Source organism: Winogradskyella sp. PC D3.3, from assembly GCF_054366245.1.
In genome coordinates this window covers 3,759,032-3,775,806 of record NZ_CM135962.1, presented here as the reverse complement: position 1 = coordinate 3,775,806, position 16,775 = coordinate 3,759,032, and the positions used below count along the sequence as shown (strand labels likewise).

General features: G+C 31.7%; 16 protein-coding genes. 14 read left to right on the top strand and 2 right to left on the bottom strand.

Annotation, left to right across the window (positions count from 1 at the left end):
- Nucleotides 1–84: 84 nt before the first annotated feature.
- Nucleotides 85–855: an O-methyltransferase gene (locus tag ACXGSQ_RS16810; RefSeq protein WP_458627299.1), complete on the bottom strand. Its 771-nt coding sequence runs from the start codon at nt 853–855 to the stop codon at nt 85–87.
- Between the two features lie 146 nt (nt 856–1,001).
- Nucleotides 1,002–2,864, bottom strand: a complete 1,863-nt coding sequence (locus ACXGSQ_RS16805; protein ID WP_458627298.1) for an ABC-F family ATP-binding cassette domain-containing protein — start codon at nt 2,862–2,864, stop codon at nt 1,002–1,004.
- 102 nt (nt 2,865–2,966) lie between these two features.
- On the opposite strand from ACXGSQ_RS16805, the gene ACXGSQ_RS16800 reads away from it, so the two are divergent.
- From ACXGSQ_RS16800 to ACXGSQ_RS16735, 14 genes are all read left to right on the top strand, one after another.
- A complete protein-coding gene (locus tag ACXGSQ_RS16800) occupies nt 2,967–3,767 on the top strand; it encodes a polysaccharide biosynthesis/export family protein (RefSeq protein ID WP_344714978.1) in 801 nt (266 codons plus the stop codon).
- A gap of 10 nt (nt 3,768–3,777) precedes the next feature.
- Nucleotides 3,778–4,404, top strand: a complete 627-nt coding sequence (locus ACXGSQ_RS16795) for a hypothetical protein (RefSeq protein ID WP_458627297.1) — start codon at nt 3,778–3,780, stop codon at nt 4,402–4,404.
- Between the two features lie 14 nt (nt 4,405–4,418).
- Nucleotides 4,419–6,248, top strand: coding sequence for a polysaccharide biosynthesis tyrosine autokinase (locus tag ACXGSQ_RS16790; protein ID WP_458629375.1), 1,830 nt, complete (start codon nt 4,419–4,421; stop codon nt 6,246–6,248).
- 153 nt (nt 6,249–6,401) lie between these two features.
- Nucleotides 6,402–6,992: a sugar transferase gene (locus ACXGSQ_RS16785; protein ID WP_458627296.1), complete on the top strand. Its 591-nt coding sequence runs from the start codon at nt 6,402–6,404 to the stop codon at nt 6,990–6,992.
- Complete coding sequence (locus ACXGSQ_RS16780; protein WP_458627295.1) at nt 6,989–8,284, top strand: nucleotide sugar dehydrogenase; 1,296 nt, start codon at nt 6,989–6,991, stop codon at nt 8,282–8,284. Before ACXGSQ_RS16785 ends, ACXGSQ_RS16780 begins: the two co-directional genes overlap by 4 nt.
- Nucleotides 8,284–9,261, top strand: a complete 978-nt coding sequence (locus ACXGSQ_RS16775) for an SDR family oxidoreductase (RefSeq protein ID WP_458627294.1) — start codon at nt 8,284–8,286, stop codon at nt 9,259–9,261. The genes ACXGSQ_RS16780 and ACXGSQ_RS16775 overlap by 1 nt, the downstream gene beginning before the upstream one ends.
- A gap of 121 nt (nt 9,262–9,382) precedes the next feature.
- Nucleotides 9,383–10,327 (top strand): NAD-dependent epimerase/dehydratase family protein, encoded by a 945-nt coding sequence (locus ACXGSQ_RS16770; RefSeq protein ID WP_458627293.1) that lies wholly within the window; start codon nt 9,383–9,385, stop codon nt 10,325–10,327.
- Between the two features lie 55 nt (nt 10,328–10,382).
- Nucleotides 10,383–11,255, top strand: a complete 873-nt coding sequence (locus tag ACXGSQ_RS16765; RefSeq protein WP_418636165.1) for an ABC transporter permease — start codon at nt 10,383–10,385, stop codon at nt 11,253–11,255.
- A complete protein-coding gene (locus ACXGSQ_RS16760; RefSeq protein WP_458627292.1) occupies nt 11,255–12,520 on the top strand; it encodes an ABC transporter ATP-binding protein in 1,266 nt (421 codons plus the stop codon). The genes ACXGSQ_RS16765 and ACXGSQ_RS16760 overlap by 1 nt, the downstream gene beginning before the upstream one ends.
- 11 nt (nt 12,521–12,531) lie before the next feature.
- On the top strand, nt 12,532–13,185 hold the full coding sequence (locus ACXGSQ_RS16755; protein WP_458627291.1) for a sulfotransferase: 654 nt from the start codon (nt 12,532–12,534) through the stop codon (nt 13,183–13,185).
- Nucleotides 13,186–14,259, top strand: a complete 1,074-nt coding sequence (locus ACXGSQ_RS16750; RefSeq protein WP_458627290.1) for a DegT/DnrJ/EryC1/StrS family aminotransferase — start codon at nt 13,186–13,188, stop codon at nt 14,257–14,259.
- The gene (locus ACXGSQ_RS16745) at nt 14,256–14,894 is read left to right on the top strand and encodes an acetyltransferase (RefSeq protein ID WP_458627289.1); all 639 of its coding nucleotides are present in this window, start codon (nt 14,256–14,258) and stop codon (nt 14,892–14,894) included. The genes ACXGSQ_RS16750 and ACXGSQ_RS16745 overlap by 4 nt, the downstream gene beginning before the upstream one ends.
- Nucleotides 14,895–14,902: 8 nt before the next feature.
- Nucleotides 14,903–15,811 carry a glycosyltransferase family 2 protein gene (locus tag ACXGSQ_RS16740; protein ID WP_458627288.1) on the top strand — a complete coding sequence of 303 codons (909 nt, stop codon included), beginning with the start codon at nt 14,903–14,905 and terminating at the stop codon, nt 15,809–15,811.
- Complete coding sequence (locus tag ACXGSQ_RS16735; RefSeq protein ID WP_458627287.1) at nt 15,812–16,738, top strand: putative capsular polysaccharide synthesis family protein; 927 nt, start codon at nt 15,812–15,814, stop codon at nt 16,736–16,738.
- Nucleotides 16,739–16,775: the final 37 nt, after the last annotated feature.

Genomic DNA, 16,775 nt, shown 5'->3' with positions numbered 1-16,775 from the left:
TAAATCGTGTAATTGCTTAAGTGCACTGCAAGATAATGGATTTTGCAGTAATTTATTTTATAAGACGTTAAAGTTACTAGCTTGTTACAGTCTAATTTTAAAATGTTCTTTCTTTTGCTCTTTTCTGAAAAAAACGAAACCTAAGTGGAAACAGTCTACGGTTACCGTTACTGCATTATGGTTTTTAATATAGGTCCAGGCCTCAGTCATGCCTTGAGACCAATATATGTCATCAAAAACAAAAACGGTATCATTATGAATTTTTGGCAATAAGGCTTCAAAATAGTGAATCGTAGCTTCTCTGTTATGATGACCATCGAAGAAGATGACATCGAAGGTGTTATTTTTTAATTCAGGAATAACCTCTTTAAAGTTTCCTATTTTAAATTCAATATTTTTAGTTTCAAGTATTTTAAGTTGCGATTGTGCAAAAGTTGAGGTATTAGGACACCCTTCAATAGTTATAATTTGAGACGATGGTTTAGCTAATGATAAGGCATATGTTCCCATTCCTAAAGACGTTCCTAATTCTAAAACGTGTTTAAAATTGAAGTATTTTGATAGTCGATATAGAAGTTTCGATTCTTTTTTAGAGCTACTGGAGGTTTTTATCATTTTACGAACCTCCCGTTGATGTGCACCAAGTGTTTTTGAGCCTTCACCCAAATCTTTTATTTTAAGAATGGTGGTTGATTCTTGTAAGGTTGCTCTATACTGATTGAGTTTAAAATAGTCGTTGTATTTTGATTTATCATAAAGACATTTTGTGACAAAACTATAGATAAAAGGGGAGTGGACTCCATGTTGATTGGTGGCGCTTAAAAGGAATTTTATGTATGCTAATATTGGGTACACGTTTAGGGGGCAGAGTTTCGGAGTTTCAAAATTTCAAAGTTTCGGAGTTTCATAGTTTTTAGAGTTTCTTTTTCTCTCAAAGATACTAAGGGGCAAATAAAAAAAGCATTACTTACTTTAGTGCCTTGTGCCTTTACTAGAGGCTTTTAACTTTCCAACTTCTCAGCCAATTCAAACCAGCGCATTTCTTTTTCTTCTATAGTATCTATAATAATTTGTAGTTTTTCTGAAAGCTTACTAATCTCATCTTGTGTTAATTCTGGATTAAGGAATTTGGCTTCAATAGCTGCTTTGTCTAACTCTAAAGCTCTAATTTTAGAGGTTAGGTTTTTGTATTCCTTTTGTTCGTTGTAGTCTAGTTTGTTGGCTTCATTTTGCTTTTCGGCTTTTGTGTTGTCAACCTTTTTTACCATTTCAATTTGCTTTGGTTGGCTGCTGTCGTAAGCTCTAAAATCTGAATAATTACCAGGGAAATCATCTACAACACCTTCTCCTCTAAAGACAAACATGTGGTCTACAATTTTATCCATAAAATAACGGTCGTGAGAAACCACAAGTAGAACTCCAGGGAAATCCATAAGGAAATCTTCGAGGACATTGAGCGTTACAATATCTAAATCGTTGGTAGGCTCATCTAATATTAGCACATTTGGATTCTGAATTAAAACGGTACATAAATACAGACGTTTTTGTTCTCCACCACTTAGTTTTTCTACAAAGTCCCATTGTTTTTTTCTATCGAATAAAAACTTTTCAAGTAATTGTTGTGCACTAATTTGACGGCCTTTGGCTAATGGAATATACTCGCCAAATTCTTTAATGACATCAATAACTTTTTGGTTGGGTTTAGCTTTAATACCTCCCTGTGTATAATATCCAATTTTAACGGTTTCACCCAAGACAACTTTGCCGCTATCTGGCTGTGCGCTTTGTGTTAAAAGGTTTAAAAACGTCGATTTTCCGGTTCCGTTTTTTCCAATAATACCAATACGTTCACCTTTTTTGAAGGTGTATTCAAAATCCTTTAAAATAGTCTTGTTTTTAAATGCTTTAGAGACCTTGTGAAACTCTATGATTTTACTACCAAGGCGTTCCATATTGATATCCAATTCGATTGTATGGTCGTTTCGACGTTGGTGCGCTTTGGATTTTATTTCAGAAAAATCGTCAATTCTACTTTTGGATTTTGTGGTACGCGCTTTAGGTTGGCGACGCATCCATTCGAGTTCTTTTTTGAAAAGTTGTTTGGCTTTGCCAACTTCAGTCGCTTGGTTTTCTATTCTAGCTTCCTTCTTTTCTAAATAGTATGAATAATTTCCTTTATACGTATGTAATTCTCCGTGATCTAACTCTATAATTTCATTACACACACGTTCTAAGAAGTACCGATCGTGCGTTACCATGAATAGTGTTTGTTGTGTTTTAGCAAAATATTCTTCTAACCATTCGATCATTTCTAAATCGAGGTGGTTGGTAGGTTCATCGAGAATTAAAATATCAGGTTTACTCAATAGCGCTTGTGCTAAGGCTAAACGTTTTTTCTGTCCGCCAGAAAGTGTGCTCACTTTTACAGAGAGGTCATCTAACTTTAATTGTGATAAGGTCTGTTGGTATTGCGTTTCGAATTCCCACGCGTTATGACGATCCATTCCTTCGAACGCTTTTTGATAAGCATCGGCATCTTCTGGGGTTTTTAAGGCGTGTTCATAGGCTTCAATGATTTTTAAAATCGGGATGTCTGAAGCGAAAATGGTTTCTTCGAGTGTAAGATTAGGATCTAAATCGGGCTCTTGGTCTAAAAAGGCTAAACGTAATCCTTTTCTAATGACGATTTGACCATCGTCTGGAGAATCTTTTCCAGCTAAAATATTGAGAATAGAAGTTTTTCCACTTCCGTTTTTAGCTACAAAAGCAATTTTCTGATCTTTATGAATACTAAATGATAAATCCTTGAAAAGTACAAGCTCTCCAAAAGACTTAGAAATGTTTTCGACGTTGAGGTAATTCAAACTGTTTTTTTTACAAAGAACGGAAATAAACCAAAAAGAATACTAATAGTTTTGATATTACTATTGATACATTATATTTGTCTTTAAAGATTTATTGTACATATGAAGCGTATTAAGCTTTTAATTATTGTGTTGAGTTGTGTTATTGTTTCGTCCTGTATTCCTCATAAGGACACTATTTATTTACAAGACAAAGGGAGTTCAATTAATGATACTATTCCAAATAACCTGAGTGAAGTTCAGAAGCCTTATAGAATTCAGATTAATGATATTCTTAATGTGAAAGTTAAATCTATAGACCAAGAAGCTGTAGCTATTTTGAACCCAAGTGGAGAAGAGAAGTTAAATGCTAGTAGTGCAGAACGTGCTTATTTTGATGGCTTTACTGTAGATGTTCATGGGAATATTAGAATTCCAACTTTAGGCTATATTAACGTTTTGGGTTTTACAACCGAAGAAATTGAAAAGATAATTGAAAAAAAGTTACTCGATGAGCAATTTAAAGAAACTGCAAATATTTTTGTAACTGTTAAATTAGCAGGTTTGCGTTATACAGCAAATGGTGAAGTTGGTTCGCCAGGAAGTAATGTGTTGTTTTCGGAGCGCGTTAACATTTTCGAAGCTATCGCAAATGTTGGAGAAATACCTGTAACTGGGAATAAAAAGGATGTTTTAATTATTAGGCAATACCCTCAAGGTCAAAAAATACATAGTTTAGATTTAACAGATATAAATGTTATGAAATCTCCCTATTATTATATACAGCCTAACGATATAATATATGTAAAACCATTGAAACAGAAATCAATGGGTACAGGTGAAACAGCTGTTTCTAGTTTAACAACCATAGCGTCTATAGTATCAATATTGGCGACTTCAGTATTGCTTTATTCAAGACTATAATTAATTATATATGAGGGATTACGAAGATATAGGCGAAGGAGATTCACAAGGTGTTGGTTTTGATTTTAAAGGATTTTTATTTAAAGCACTGAATCTTTGGAAATTAATTTTATTGTGTATTGGTGCAGCTTTACTTGTTGCTTATTTTATTAATGTACGAAAGGAGAGTATTTATAGGTTAGACTCGTTAATAACTATAGATAACGAACAGAATCCGTTTTTTACGGCTAATACAAGTATTTCATTTAATTGGGGAGGTGTTTCAGGAAAAGTAGGTAGTATTTTAACAGAAATAAAAACAAGAACTCATAATGAACTAGTTATTGATTCATTAGAGTATTATAAATTGTATCTCAAACAAGGCAAATACCATCTTATAGATATTTATAAAGATGCTCCGTTTAACGTTATAACAGATAAGTCTAAGCCTCAGGCATTAAATAAGGAAATAGGGATTAAACTTCTGGATGGCTTATCTTATGAGATTTTTTATGAGTTTACTGAAAATAAGGTTTTGACTCAAGTATTTGATTCTAAGGAAAAATTGACAACTAGTGTTAGTGTAGGAATGTTTTCTAAGGTATTTAAGTATGGTGAGGTTGTAAATACTCCTTTTTTAATGGAGTTGTTAATTTAAAGCCAGGTGTGTTGGTGACTAAAGGTGATACATACTTTGTAAAATATTTAAATTTTGACAGTGTTGTAAATCAATATAAAAACAGTATTAATATTGAGCCATACTCTAAACAGTCTTTATCCGTTTTAAGGTTGTCACTTATAGGGAAGAATAAATCTAAAATTGTTGACTTTCTTAATGCAACATCTGCTATTTTGAGTAGAACAGAATTAGAACGAAAAAATCTCTATGCGACAAATACCATAAAGTTTATTGATAGTAGTTTAGGTGCAGTAGATTTAAACCTGAAAGCTGTAACGGATGAAATGAATAGCTTTAGAAAGGATAATAAGGTTTTTAATGTAGAGGTTGAAATAAGTCAGATTTCAGAACAGTTGAAGGCTTATGATCTAGAAAAACTAAATGAAGAATCTAAGTTAGATTATTTAAATACTTTAGAAAATTATTTAAGAACAAAAACAGACTACACTAAAATTGCAGCACCATCATCTGTTGGTATTGAAGAAGGGAATATTTTAACAAGTGTAAGTCGAATTATAGCTCTTTCCGTAGAAAGGCGAAACCTTGAATACTCCACTAAAGAAGGGTCTATACTTTTTGAAGATGTAGATCGCCAGCTCGATACTGAGAAAAATGTTTTGTTGGAAACAATTAATGTTACAAAGCAAACTATAGGTGTACAATTAAATACCATAAATAGAAAGATAGCTAATTTAGAATCTAAGCTTATAGGACTTCCTGAGGACCAACAAGAATACCTAAAGATTCAGCGTAAGTTAGATTTGAGTAGGGAAGCTTTTGATATTTATCAAGCTAAAAGAGGAGAAGCTGCAATTGTAAAAGCAGCAAACGTATCTGATATTACTGTTATAGATGAGGCTAAGGATATTGGTGATGCACCAATTGGACCAAATAAGTCCCTAAATTACATGATGGCTTTAATGATGGGGTTTTTTACTCCTATGTTTTTAATTTTTGTAATTTATCTGTTAGATAGTACCATTCATGGTTCAGACGAAGTTACAAGGATGTCTAAAATCCCGATTTTAGGATTAATAGGAAAGTACCGATACAAAAATAATTTAGTGGCTTATGAAAAGCCAAAATCTGCCGTAGCTGAGTCGTTTAGGGCAATTAGATCGAGTTTGCAGTTTATTTTTAAAAATTCTGTTTCTGAAACAAAGGCGAATACCTTAATGATAACATCTTCAGTTAGTGGTGAAGGGAAAACATTTACATCAATTAATATTGCAACGGTTTATGCCCTTTCTGGAAAAAAAACCATTTTATTAGGATTAGATTTACGTAAGCCAAAAATATTTGATGATTTTAGTGTGACAAATGACAAAGGTGTTGTTAATTACCTTATTGGTGATAGTTCTCTAGATGAGGTAATAACCGAGACGCATATTGAAAATTTAAGTATATGTCCTTCAGGTCCAATTCCTCCTAATCCGTCGGAATTACTGATGAGTGATAGAATGAAAGAAATGATTACGGTGCTTAAAGAAGAATATGATATGATTATTTTAGATACTCCACCATTAGGCTTAGTTACAGATGCATTAGAATTAACCCAATATGTTGATGCCACTATTTTTATGGTGCGATTGGATTATACTAAAAAAGGAATGCTACAACTGGTAAATGCAAAACACCAAACGGGGGAACTTAGAAATGTGAGTTTTGTGCTTAATTTTTATAGACATAAAAACAATAGTAATTATGGTTACGGCTATGGTTATGGTTACGGCTATGGTTATGGTGTTTATGGTAATACTTATCATGAAAAAGATAATCAATCTGTTTTTAAAAAGGTTAAAGAGTTCTTGAAGCGGATTTGATTTTTTTTAGCCTTTAGCTGTTGGCTTTAGGGTAGGTGAAGTAGAATTAGAATTTTCCGTCTTTGATTTCTTTATATGAAATTTAATTTGGCGTCTGCTCCTGTAGTCAGGGACTGAGTCTGAGGATTTAGGATATTATTTAACTGTATGCGCATGATTAGTAAAAGTCAGCTTTCTATTAAGCGTTTTTTTGATGTTTTTTTTGTTTTAATGTGTCTGCCGTTACTTATCTTTCCTATACTGTTATTGGTTCTCATAGCCACTATAGATACTCGAAAATGGGGCATTTATTCACAAGAACGGGTTGGCCAATACGGTAAGCTATTTAAAATTTATAAAATCAGAACTTTGCCTGATGGTGAATATTCCTTAGGTCAATTAGATGCTAGTGCATCACGTATAGGTCGATTTCTAAGAGTTACTAGATTGAATGAATTACCTCAGTTGTATAATGTACTGATTGGTGATATGAGTTTTGTTGGCCCAAGACCTGATTTAAAGGGATTTGCTGATGAACTAAAAGGGGAGGATCGTATAATTTTAAAGGTTAAACCAGGAATTACAGGTCCAGCAACTTTAAAATATAGACACGAAGAACGTATTTTAAAGTGTCAAAAGGATCCAGAACATTACAATAGAACGATTATTTGGGTTGATAAGGTGAAAATAAACAAAAAGTACGTTCAGAATTACAGTTTTTACTTAGATTTGACACTTATTTTAAAATCTATTTTAAACAAATGAATCATTCAGAAGATAAAATTGCAATAATAGGATTAGGTTATGTCGGTTTGCCACTTGCTGTAGAATTTGCAAAACAATTCTTTGTCATTGGTTTTGATATTAATAAACAACGTATCAGTGAATTAAATACTGGGTTAGATAAGACTTTAGAAGTTGAAAACGATGATTTAAAATCGGTACTAACTTCTGATTTAAATGCTAGTAAAGGCTTGTATATTACAGATGATATTGAGGCCTTATCGGTAACCAATTATTATATTATTACAGTGCCTACACCAACTGACGCTTTAAACAAACCTGTGTTTACGCCATTAATTAAGGCTAGTGAAACGGTAGGTAAGGTTTTATCTAAAGGTGATATTGTTGTTTATGAATCTACAGTTTATCCAGGTGCTACCGAAGATATCTGTGTTCCTGTATTAGAACAATCGTCAGGTTTGGTTTATAATACTGATTTCTATGCAGGTTATTCGCCTGAACGCATAAATCCAGGTGATAAGGAGCATACGGTTACAAAAATATTGAAAGTCACTTCTGGTTCTACACCAGAAATCGCAATAAAAGTGGATGACCTTTATAAAAAAGTCATCACTGCAGGTACACATATGGCTCCTTCTATAAAAGTTGCAGAAGCAGCTAAAGTGATTGAGAATTCTCAGCGTGATATTAATATTGCCTTTGTTAATGAGTTATCTAAAATCTTCAGACTTTTAGATATTGATACCAAGGCAGTTTTAGAAGCAGCAGGTACGAAATGGAATTTCTTAAAATTCTCCCCAGGTTTAGTTGGAGGGCATTGTATTGGAGTTGATCCTTATTATTTGGCCCAAAAAGCCATAGAATCTGGTTATAATCCTGAAATTATTTTAGCAGGTCGTAAGATGAATGATAGTATGGGTAGTTATGTTGCTACTGAAACTGTAAAAATGATGATTAAAAAAGGAGCGACTATTAAAGGGGCTAATGCCCTTGTTTTGGGAATCACTTTTAAAGAAAATTGCCCAGATATTAGAAACTCTAGAGTTATTGATATTATTGAAGAGCTAGAGACTTATGACGTTAATGTTGATGTTTATGATCCTTGGGCTTCAGCTGAAGAAGTAAAGCATGAGTATAAACTCAACTTAATTAACGATTTTAGTGATTTAAGTTCCGATTATGATGCTGTAATTTTAGCGGTTTCACATAACGAATTTTTAAAATTAGATATCACTAAATTAAAATCACAAACCGGTGTTGTTTTCGATGTAAAATCATTACTTCCAATAGACACTATAGACGCACGATTATAATGTATTCAAACCCACACCATACTGCCGATCTTTCTCAGTTAAATTTTTTAATCACAGGCGGAGGAGGCTTTATCGGTTCTAACCTTACGGAGTATTTATTAAAGTATAACGCAAAAAAAGTACGCGTTTTAGATAACTTTTCTAATGGTCATCGTGAAAACTTGACCGAATTTATGGGTAATCCTGCTTTCGAACTTATAGAAGGAGATATCAGAGATTTAGAAACGTGTAAAAAAGTAATGGACGGGATAGATTATGTCTCTCACCAAGCCGCTTTAGGTTCGGTACCGCGTTCTATTAATGATCCTGCAACGACGAATGAAGTTAATATTTCCGGGTTTTTAAATATGATGATTGCCTTGAAAGATAGTCCGACGGTGAAACGTATGGTTTATGCGGCGTCTAGTTCAACGTATGGAGATAGTAAAGCCTTGCCTAAAGTAGAAGATACTATAGGTAAACCGTTGTCGCCTTATGCTGTCACAAAATACGTAAATGAATTGTATGCTGATGTGTTTGGAACAACTTACGATACTGATGTAATTGGCTTAAGATATTTTAATGTATTTGGCCCTAAGCAAAGTCCTAGTGGTGCTTATGCTGCTGTAATTCCATTATTCATGCAGGCGCTTAAAGATAATGAGCCTTCAAAAATTAATGGAGATGGTGAGCAAACAAGAGATTTTACTTTTATAGATAATGTGGTTCAGGCTAATGTAAAAGGATTTTTTGCCTCTAAAGATGCCAAAAATGAGGTCTTTAATGTAGCTTGTGGTGAGCGTATTACTATAAATTACTTATGGGAATCATTGCGTATTGCAGCAAATTCTGAGTTAAAGGCTATTTATGGTCCTAATAGACAGGGAGATGTAAGAGATTCTTTAGCTGATATTTCAAAGGCTCAAAATTTATTAGGTTATAAACCAAAATATACTGTAAGAGAAGGTTTAAAAATTACTTGGGATTCTTTTAATTAGAGAAAATTCATCTATAATTGATTTGTTTGTTTAAAATTAATATCTTTATTCCGAGTTAATTAAATAAGGTCTAGTGTATTCCCCTGATATTTCTAAACTTTAATATAAACATTAATTATTAATGACAAATATTTTAGTAACTGGAGGTGCTGGTCAGTTAGGGAGTTCGATTGCTGCTAAACTAGCATTAAAAGAAAATGTAACGGTTGTAATTATAGATAACCTTTCTACTGGAGAAAAATCCAAAATTCCTAAAAAAGAAAATATTAAGTTTATAAAGGCAGATGTCAATGATTATAATGACATTATCTCAATCTTTGCAACTTTTAAATTCGATTATGTATTTCATTTTGCAGCAGTTGTTGGTGTTGAAAGAACATTAGAAAACCCAATAAATGTATTACATGATATAGACGGTATAAAGAATATACTGTCATTGTCCAAAAACTCTGGTGTAAAACGTGTTTTTTATTCGAGTTCATCAGAAGTTTATGGGGAGCCTTTTGAAATTCCTCAAAATGAAAATACAACACCTTTAAATTCAAGATTACCTTATGCCATTGTGAAAAATGTTGGTGAGGCATTTCTTAAAGCATATCAAAAGGAAAACGATTTAGATTATACAATTTTTCGTTTTTTTAATACCTATGGGCCTTTTCAGAGTAATGATTTTGTAATGCCTAGATTTTTGAAATTGGCAATGAATAATCAGCCTATTCCAATTTATGGTAATGGAGATCAAACACGTTCATTTTGTTATATTGATGATAATGTAGATACTTGCCTTAAAGCCTTATATGAAGATGCGTATGTTAATGATGTTTTAAATATTGGTAATGGTAATGAAATAAGTATATTACATTTGGCAGAAAAAATTATAGAGCTTACTAATTCAACATCAGAAATCATTTTTCTTCCATCTTTAAAAGAAGGCGATATGACTAGACGATGCCCAGATATAACTAAGATGAAATCTTTGCTAGGAAGAGATTTAGTTACTGTAGAAGAAGGGATAATGAAAATGATAAATCACTATAATACTTATACAATTCAAAAGACTTATTAACTTAAGTAATTTTCCTTTCTTATATTCGCAATATTATTAAAAAACAAGTTTATAATTGAAAACTGCAGAAGAGCATTGGTTGTATGTCATTTCTTCAAAAAAGAAACTTCTAGATCTTAATTTTAAAGAAATCTGGAATTATAGAGATTTATTATTTTTATTTGTAAAAAGGGATATTATAACATTGTATAAACAAACGGTTCTCGGACCGCTTTGGTACTTAATTCAACCTTTATTTACATCACTAATATTTACTTTAATATTTAATAACCTAGCAGATATTCCTACTGGTGAAGGTGTGCCTAATTTCCTGTTTAATTTAGCAGGTATTACATCTTGGAACTATTTTAAAGACTGTTTGGTTGGTACTAGTGATACCTTTAAAAAGAATGAAAACATTTTTGGAAAAGTATATTTTCCTAGAGTTATAATGCCTATGTCTGTTGTTGTTTCAAATTTATTGAAATTTGGTATTCAGCTTTTGGTATTTATTGGTTTTTATATCTATTACCTATATTTTACAGGCAATACGTTTAATGTTATGCCACAATTAAGTTTATTGCTTTTACCTCTGTTAATAGGTTTAATGGCGCTTTTAGGATTAGGTTTTGGTATGATAATATCTTCAATGACTACCAAATATAGAGATTTAACTTTTCTAGTTCAATTTGGTGTGCAATTATTAATGTATGGGTCAGCAGTCATGTATCCAATGTCTTATTTTAAGGATAAATTGCCTAATTATTATTGGTTAATAGAATGGAACCCTATTGCTATTATCATTGAGTCCTTTAGGACCATGGTCTTTGGTGTTGGAGAATTAGACATCAATAAATTAATATATACTATAATAACAAGTTTTATAATTTTTCTGATAGGATTAATTATTTTTAATAAAACTGAAAAAAGCTTTATTGATACCATATAATGAGTTCAGAAATAATTTTAAAAGTAGAAAATATAGGTAAGCAGTACCGTTTAGGACTTGTAGGTACAGGTACCATCAGTCATGATCTTAATCGTTGGTGGAATAGGATTAGAGGAAAGGAAGACCCTTATTTAAAAGTGGGTGAAGCTAATGATAGAAGTTCGAAAGGTGATTCCGACTATGTTTGGGCAATAAAAGATATCAATTTTGAAGTTAAGCGCGGTGAGGTTCTTGGGATTATTGGAAAAAATGGGGCAGGCAAATCAACCTTACTAAAAATTTTATCTCGTGTCACAGGACCTACAACAGGACAGATTAAAACCAAAGGAAGAATCGCGTCTTTATTAGAAGTAGGTACTGGATTTCACCCTGAAATGACAGGGAGAGAAAATATTTATTTGAATGGCGCTATCCTTGGGATGACCAAAGCTGAAATCAATTCTAAAATAGATGAAATTATTGAGTTTTCAGGCTGTTTAAGATATGTGGATACTCCTGTTAAACGCTATAGCTCTGGTATGAAAGTACGCTTAGCTTTTGCTGTTGCAGCTCATTTAGAGCCTGATATTTTAGTGGTAGATGAGGTGCTTGCCGTTGGTGATGCTGAGTTTCAGAAAAAAGCCATAGGTAAAATGCAAGACATATCTCACAGTGACGGAAGAACTGTTTTGTTTGTAAGTCATAATATGGCGGCGGTTAAAAGTTTGTGTACACGAGGTATTGTTTTGGAGAATGGCAATGTTGTATTTACTGGTAAAACAGACGAATGTGTAGATCATTATTTAAAAATAGGCAATGATAAAGGAGCCAATCAAATAAGATATTTTAGTTCTGATGATTTTAAAGGGCTAAAATTTGAATTGTTAGAATTTGGTGTTAAAGCAATAGGCAAATCTTTTGGAGAACCTATTTTAAGAACAGAGTCTATTGAGTTTTCATTAAAATTAAAAAATAGTGGAAAGAAAAAGGTTAAATCGGTTTTACGATTTAAAGATGATCAAGGTTATTTTCTATTTGTTTGTTCGTCAGACTATTTTAATACTGAAACAGGTGATATACAATCTAAAAAAATGATAATCCCTAAAAATTTTTTCAATCAAGGAGTTTTATTTGTTGATGTATTGATAACGGATGGTAAAAAGTCTTTGTTTGTTGCAAAAGATCAGTTAAGTTTTAATGTTATAGATGAAGGGGTTGAACTAGGTGAGTGGATGGGGAAAACTAAAGGTGCCTTAAAACCAAATTTTGAATGGGTTAATTTATAAACGTATCAGAAATGTTTAAGAAAAAGAAAAGTAAAATATTTTGTATTTCATTTCAGAGAACAGGGACAACTTCCGTGGGACAATTCTTTAAAGATTTTGGGTTTAGAGTAGCAAGTTATGATACCAATAGAAGCAATAATTGGTCTGTGAAAAGGTTTTTAGGTGATTATGAGAGTATATTTAATTCTAAAGAATTTAGAAATTATCAAGTTTTTGAAGATAACCCGTGGTGGGAAGTGGATTTCTATAAAGTGCTATATTACCGCTTTCCCGATGCTAAATTTATTTTGTTCACAAGAGACGCAGATAAATGGTTTAATTCTATGATGAGTCACTCTAATGGTAAAACATTAGGTAACACATTTAGGCACTCTAGTATTTACGATAGAAAAGAAGAGTTTTACAAGACTTTTTCTGATAAACATTTTTATGAAACTATCCGTAAAACAGATAACCTTCTCGATATTAATGAAACTCATAGAACACATTATAAAAATGTATATAATTTAAGAAATAAAGAAATAGTAGATTTTTTTAATGTAATTAGTCCAAATTCTTTATTTACAGCTGAGCTTGAAGATACTGATAAATGGAAAAAGTTAGGTGCTTTTTTTAATATTCAATTACCAGATAATTATCAAGTACATGCAAATAAATCAAAGTAAATGATTAACGTCACCAAAACATTTTTACCACCACAAGAAGAGTACCAAGCAATTTTAAAACGTGCTTGGGATACTGGGTGGATGACTAACAGAGGGGTTTTGGTTAAGGAATTAGAAGCTAAATTACAATCGTTTTTAGGGTTGTCTAATATCATTGCTATGACCAATGGGACTTTACCCTTACAAATAGCCATAAAAGGATTAGATTTAAAAGGCGAAATTATTACAACCCCTTTTAGTTATGTCGCTACTACGAGTAGTATTGTTTGGGAAGGTTGTACCCCTGTTTTTGTAGATATAGATCCAGAATACTTAACGATTGACGAGCACAAAATAGAAGCTGCCATAACAGATAAAACGTCGGCGATATTGGCAACGCATGTTTTTGGTAACCCTTGTGAAATAGAGGTTATTGAAGGGATAGCAAAAAAACATAACTTAAAGGTTATTTATGATGCGGCCCATTGTTTTGGTGTGACTTATAAGGGGAAATCTGTTTTTAACTGTGGTGATGTAAGTACATGTAGTTTTCATGCTACAAAGCTATTTCATACAGGAGAAGGAGGGGCTTTGTTTTGTAAGTCAAACTATTTTGAAACCCTATTTTCATATCATAATTTTGGACATGATGGACCAGAGCATTTTAGTAGTTTAGGAATAAATGCTAAAATGAGCGAACCACAGGCTGCCATGGGATTAGCGGTGTTTCCGTATATGGGTGAGATACTCTCAGAGCGTAAAAAAGTAGTTGACAGCTACAATGAAGCTTTTGCAACAACAAATTTACAATTACTAAAAATTAGAAAGCATACTGAATGGAACTATAGCTACTATCCTGTTATTTTTGAAGATGAAAAGCAATTATTAAAAGTTAAACAAGCTTTAGAAACACATTCTATTTTTCCTAGACGTTATTTTTACCCTTCTTTAAATAGATTGCCATATATTGAGCAGCAACGTATGGAAATTTCTGAATCTATATCATTAAGAATTTTATGTTTACCGCTTTATGCCGGTTTAGGATCAGAGGATTTGAACCAAATTATTAATATTGTAAAAGAACAATTACTATGATAATTATTGGAGCCAAAGGTTTTGCTAAAGAAATTTTACAAATTGTATCCGTAGATATGGATCTGCACGATGACGATATTGTGTTTTTTGATAATGTTAGCACTGATTTACCCTTAAAAATTTATGATAGGTTTAGATTATTAACATCTTTTGATGCGGTAAAATCTTATTTGTCGAAATCAGAAGATAAATCATTTGTATTAGGGTTGGGACAGCCTAAGCACAGGGAAAGTTTATATCAGAAATTTATGGAATTAGGAGCTGAGCCATTAACAGTTTATTCTAAAAATAGTGAAGTAGGTAGTTTTGACGTAGAGGTAGGGATGGGCACTTCTATTATGTCGGGTGTTATTGTAACCAATAGTATCGAAATTGGAAAAGGTTGTTTGATAAACATAAATGCAACAATAGGACATGACTGTGTAGTAGGGGATTTCGTAGAGATTTCACCAGATGTAAATATCTCAGGGCATTGTATTATTGGCAATGGAACTAGTATTGGAACTAGTGCTGTTGTAATTCCTAATGTTAAAATAGGTAAAAATGTAATTGTAGGAGCAGGGACGGTGGTCATAAAAGATGTACCGGATAATTGTACAGTAGTCGGCGTTCCTGGAAAGATTATTTCAAAATAAAAAAGCAAATGAAAGTTTCAGTTTGCATGATTACTTATGGTCATGAAAATTATATTCAACAAGCTATAGAAAGTGTTTTAAAACAAGATTGTGATTTTGATTTTGAAATTGTATTGTCGAATGATCGTTCTCCAGATTCTACAGATTCTATTATAGTTGATTTTATTAACGAAAATAAATTAGTTGGTAAGATTAAATATTTTAGTCAAAAGGAGAACATTGGAATCACGCCAAATTTTGTTTTTGCGGTACAACAATGTTCTGGAGAATATATTGCCGTTTTAGATGGAGATGATTATTGGACTGATCCTTTAAAATTACAGAAACAGGTAGATTTTTTAGAAGCACATAATGATTTTTCAGGTATTGCAACAAACTCCTTAGTAAAGTATGAAGGCTCAACTAAGGAACATTTATTTAAGTCTAAGTTGAAATCTAAATTACAAACAAATGACTTGTTAGAGTCTAGACATTTTCACACTGCAACTTTTATGTTTAGAAAAGCAGCATTTAAAAATGATTTTCCAAAAAAAGTTTTGTCAGCAGATAGAACCTTGTTTTTGTTAGTGTCCTGCTTTGGCTCTATTAAGTTATTAGAAGATGTTACTGCAGTATATAGAAAAAATGAGGGAGGCATTTCGAGACAGGTAACTTCTAAACAAATGAAATTAGATTATATTATTGCTAAATATATTAAAAACTATAATACGGATTTTAACATTTATAAGCTAAAAAGTTTTATCTCAAAAACTGTGTTGGACTATTCTCATAAAATTTATTTATTAGATTTTGCTAAAGCTTCTAGTTTGTTGTTGTATTCTAACTTTAGAAAAAAGAATGGTGTTTATAATAAAATCAAATCAATAAAATATAGTATGAAACTTGTGATTACTAATTTCAAAAAAGTTAGACTATAAATGAAACTTATTAAAAAAGTTAAACGTAAATTACTTAGTAATTTAAAATCATTTTATTTTTTTGATAAATATATATATCAAAGAAACTTGTCTAAATCCAGGAAGTTTTCAGAAGAGTTCATTCTAATATATACCATGGGGAAAGTAGCATCTACTTCTTTATATGAGTCATTAAAAGGAGCATACCCAAGCAAAGATATTTTTCATTTACACAGATTAAATGACTATTACCTTCGAGAGAGAGAAAAAATGATTAAAAGCGAAGTTTACGGTAAGAATGAATACCCTAGACACCTAACAACAGATTTGTTATGGAAACCACAATGGTTAAGCGATATTATAAAAAAAAATAAATTTATAAATTTAAAGTTAATTACAGTCATAAGAGAGCCTGTTAGTAGGAATATATCTTTGTTTTTTCAGTGGATTGATTTTGAAGAAAAGCATGATGTATATGTCTTTAAGTCAAGAAACAATAATTACCCTTTTGAAATTACTACACCGAAAAATGATCTCTCTAAGCTATATGATTTTTTCTATAATAAATTTGTTATTGATTCTCATTTAGAGTGGTTGAATTCTGAATTAAAAGATGTCTTCGATATGGACGTTCTTCTAAGTATTTTTAATAAAGAAAAAGGGTATTCTATTTTAGAGAAAGGGAACATATCGCTATTAGTGCTTAAAATTGAAAATATTACTGAAACTTTTGACAAGTCTATGATTGATTTTTTTGGTGAAGAAATAGAACTGATTTCAGCTAATGAAGCAAGCTCTAAATCTATTAATAACGTATATAAAGATTTTAAAACCAATATAAGTTTACCAACAGAATACATTAATAGAATATATAATTCTGATTATGTAAAACATTTTTACACAGAAGTAGAGATAGAACGTTTTAAAAATAAATGGAATAAAAATTAAAGCACATTGACCTATATAATAATAGTAACATATAACG

What these genes read in the sequence shown, in the direction of transcription:
- ACXGSQ_RS16800 (WP_344714978.1), top strand. Translation starts at nt 2,967, where the DNA reads ATGAAGCGTATTAAGCTTTTAATTATTGTGTTGAGTTGTGTTATTGTT.
- ACXGSQ_RS16795 (WP_458627297.1), top strand. Translation starts at nt 3,778, where the DNA reads ATGAGGGATTACGAAGATATAGGCGAAGGAGATTCACAAGGTGTTGGT.
- ACXGSQ_RS16785 (WP_458627296.1), top strand. Translation starts at nt 6,402, where the DNA reads ATGATTAGTAAAAGTCAGCTTTCTATTAAGCGTTTTTTTGATGTTTTT.
- ACXGSQ_RS16780 (WP_458627295.1), top strand. Translation starts at nt 6,989, where the DNA reads ATGAATCATTCAGAAGATAAAATTGCAATAATAGGATTAGGTTATGTC.
- ACXGSQ_RS16775 (WP_458627294.1), top strand. Translation starts at nt 8,284, where the DNA reads ATGTATTCAAACCCACACCATACTGCCGATCTTTCTCAGTTAAATTTT.
- ACXGSQ_RS16770 (WP_458627293.1), top strand. Translation starts at nt 9,383, where the DNA reads ATGACAAATATTTTAGTAACTGGAGGTGCTGGTCAGTTAGGGAGTTCG.
- ACXGSQ_RS16760 (WP_458627292.1), top strand. Translation starts at nt 11,255, where the DNA reads ATGAGTTCAGAAATAATTTTAAAAGTAGAAAATATAGGTAAGCAGTAC.
- ACXGSQ_RS16755 (WP_458627291.1), top strand. Translation starts at nt 12,532, where the DNA reads ATGTTTAAGAAAAAGAAAAGTAAAATATTTTGTATTTCATTTCAGAGA.
- ACXGSQ_RS16750 (WP_458627290.1), top strand. Translation starts at nt 13,186, where the DNA reads ATGATTAACGTCACCAAAACATTTTTACCACCACAAGAAGAGTACCAA.
- ACXGSQ_RS16745 (WP_458627289.1), top strand. Translation starts at nt 14,256, where the DNA reads ATGATAATTATTGGAGCCAAAGGTTTTGCTAAAGAAATTTTACAAATT.
- ACXGSQ_RS16740 (WP_458627288.1), top strand. Translation starts at nt 14,903, where the DNA reads ATGAAAGTTTCAGTTTGCATGATTACTTATGGTCATGAAAATTATATT.
- ACXGSQ_RS16735 (WP_458627287.1), top strand. Translation starts at nt 15,812, where the DNA reads ATGAAACTTATTAAAAAAGTTAAACGTAAATTACTTAGTAATTTAAAA.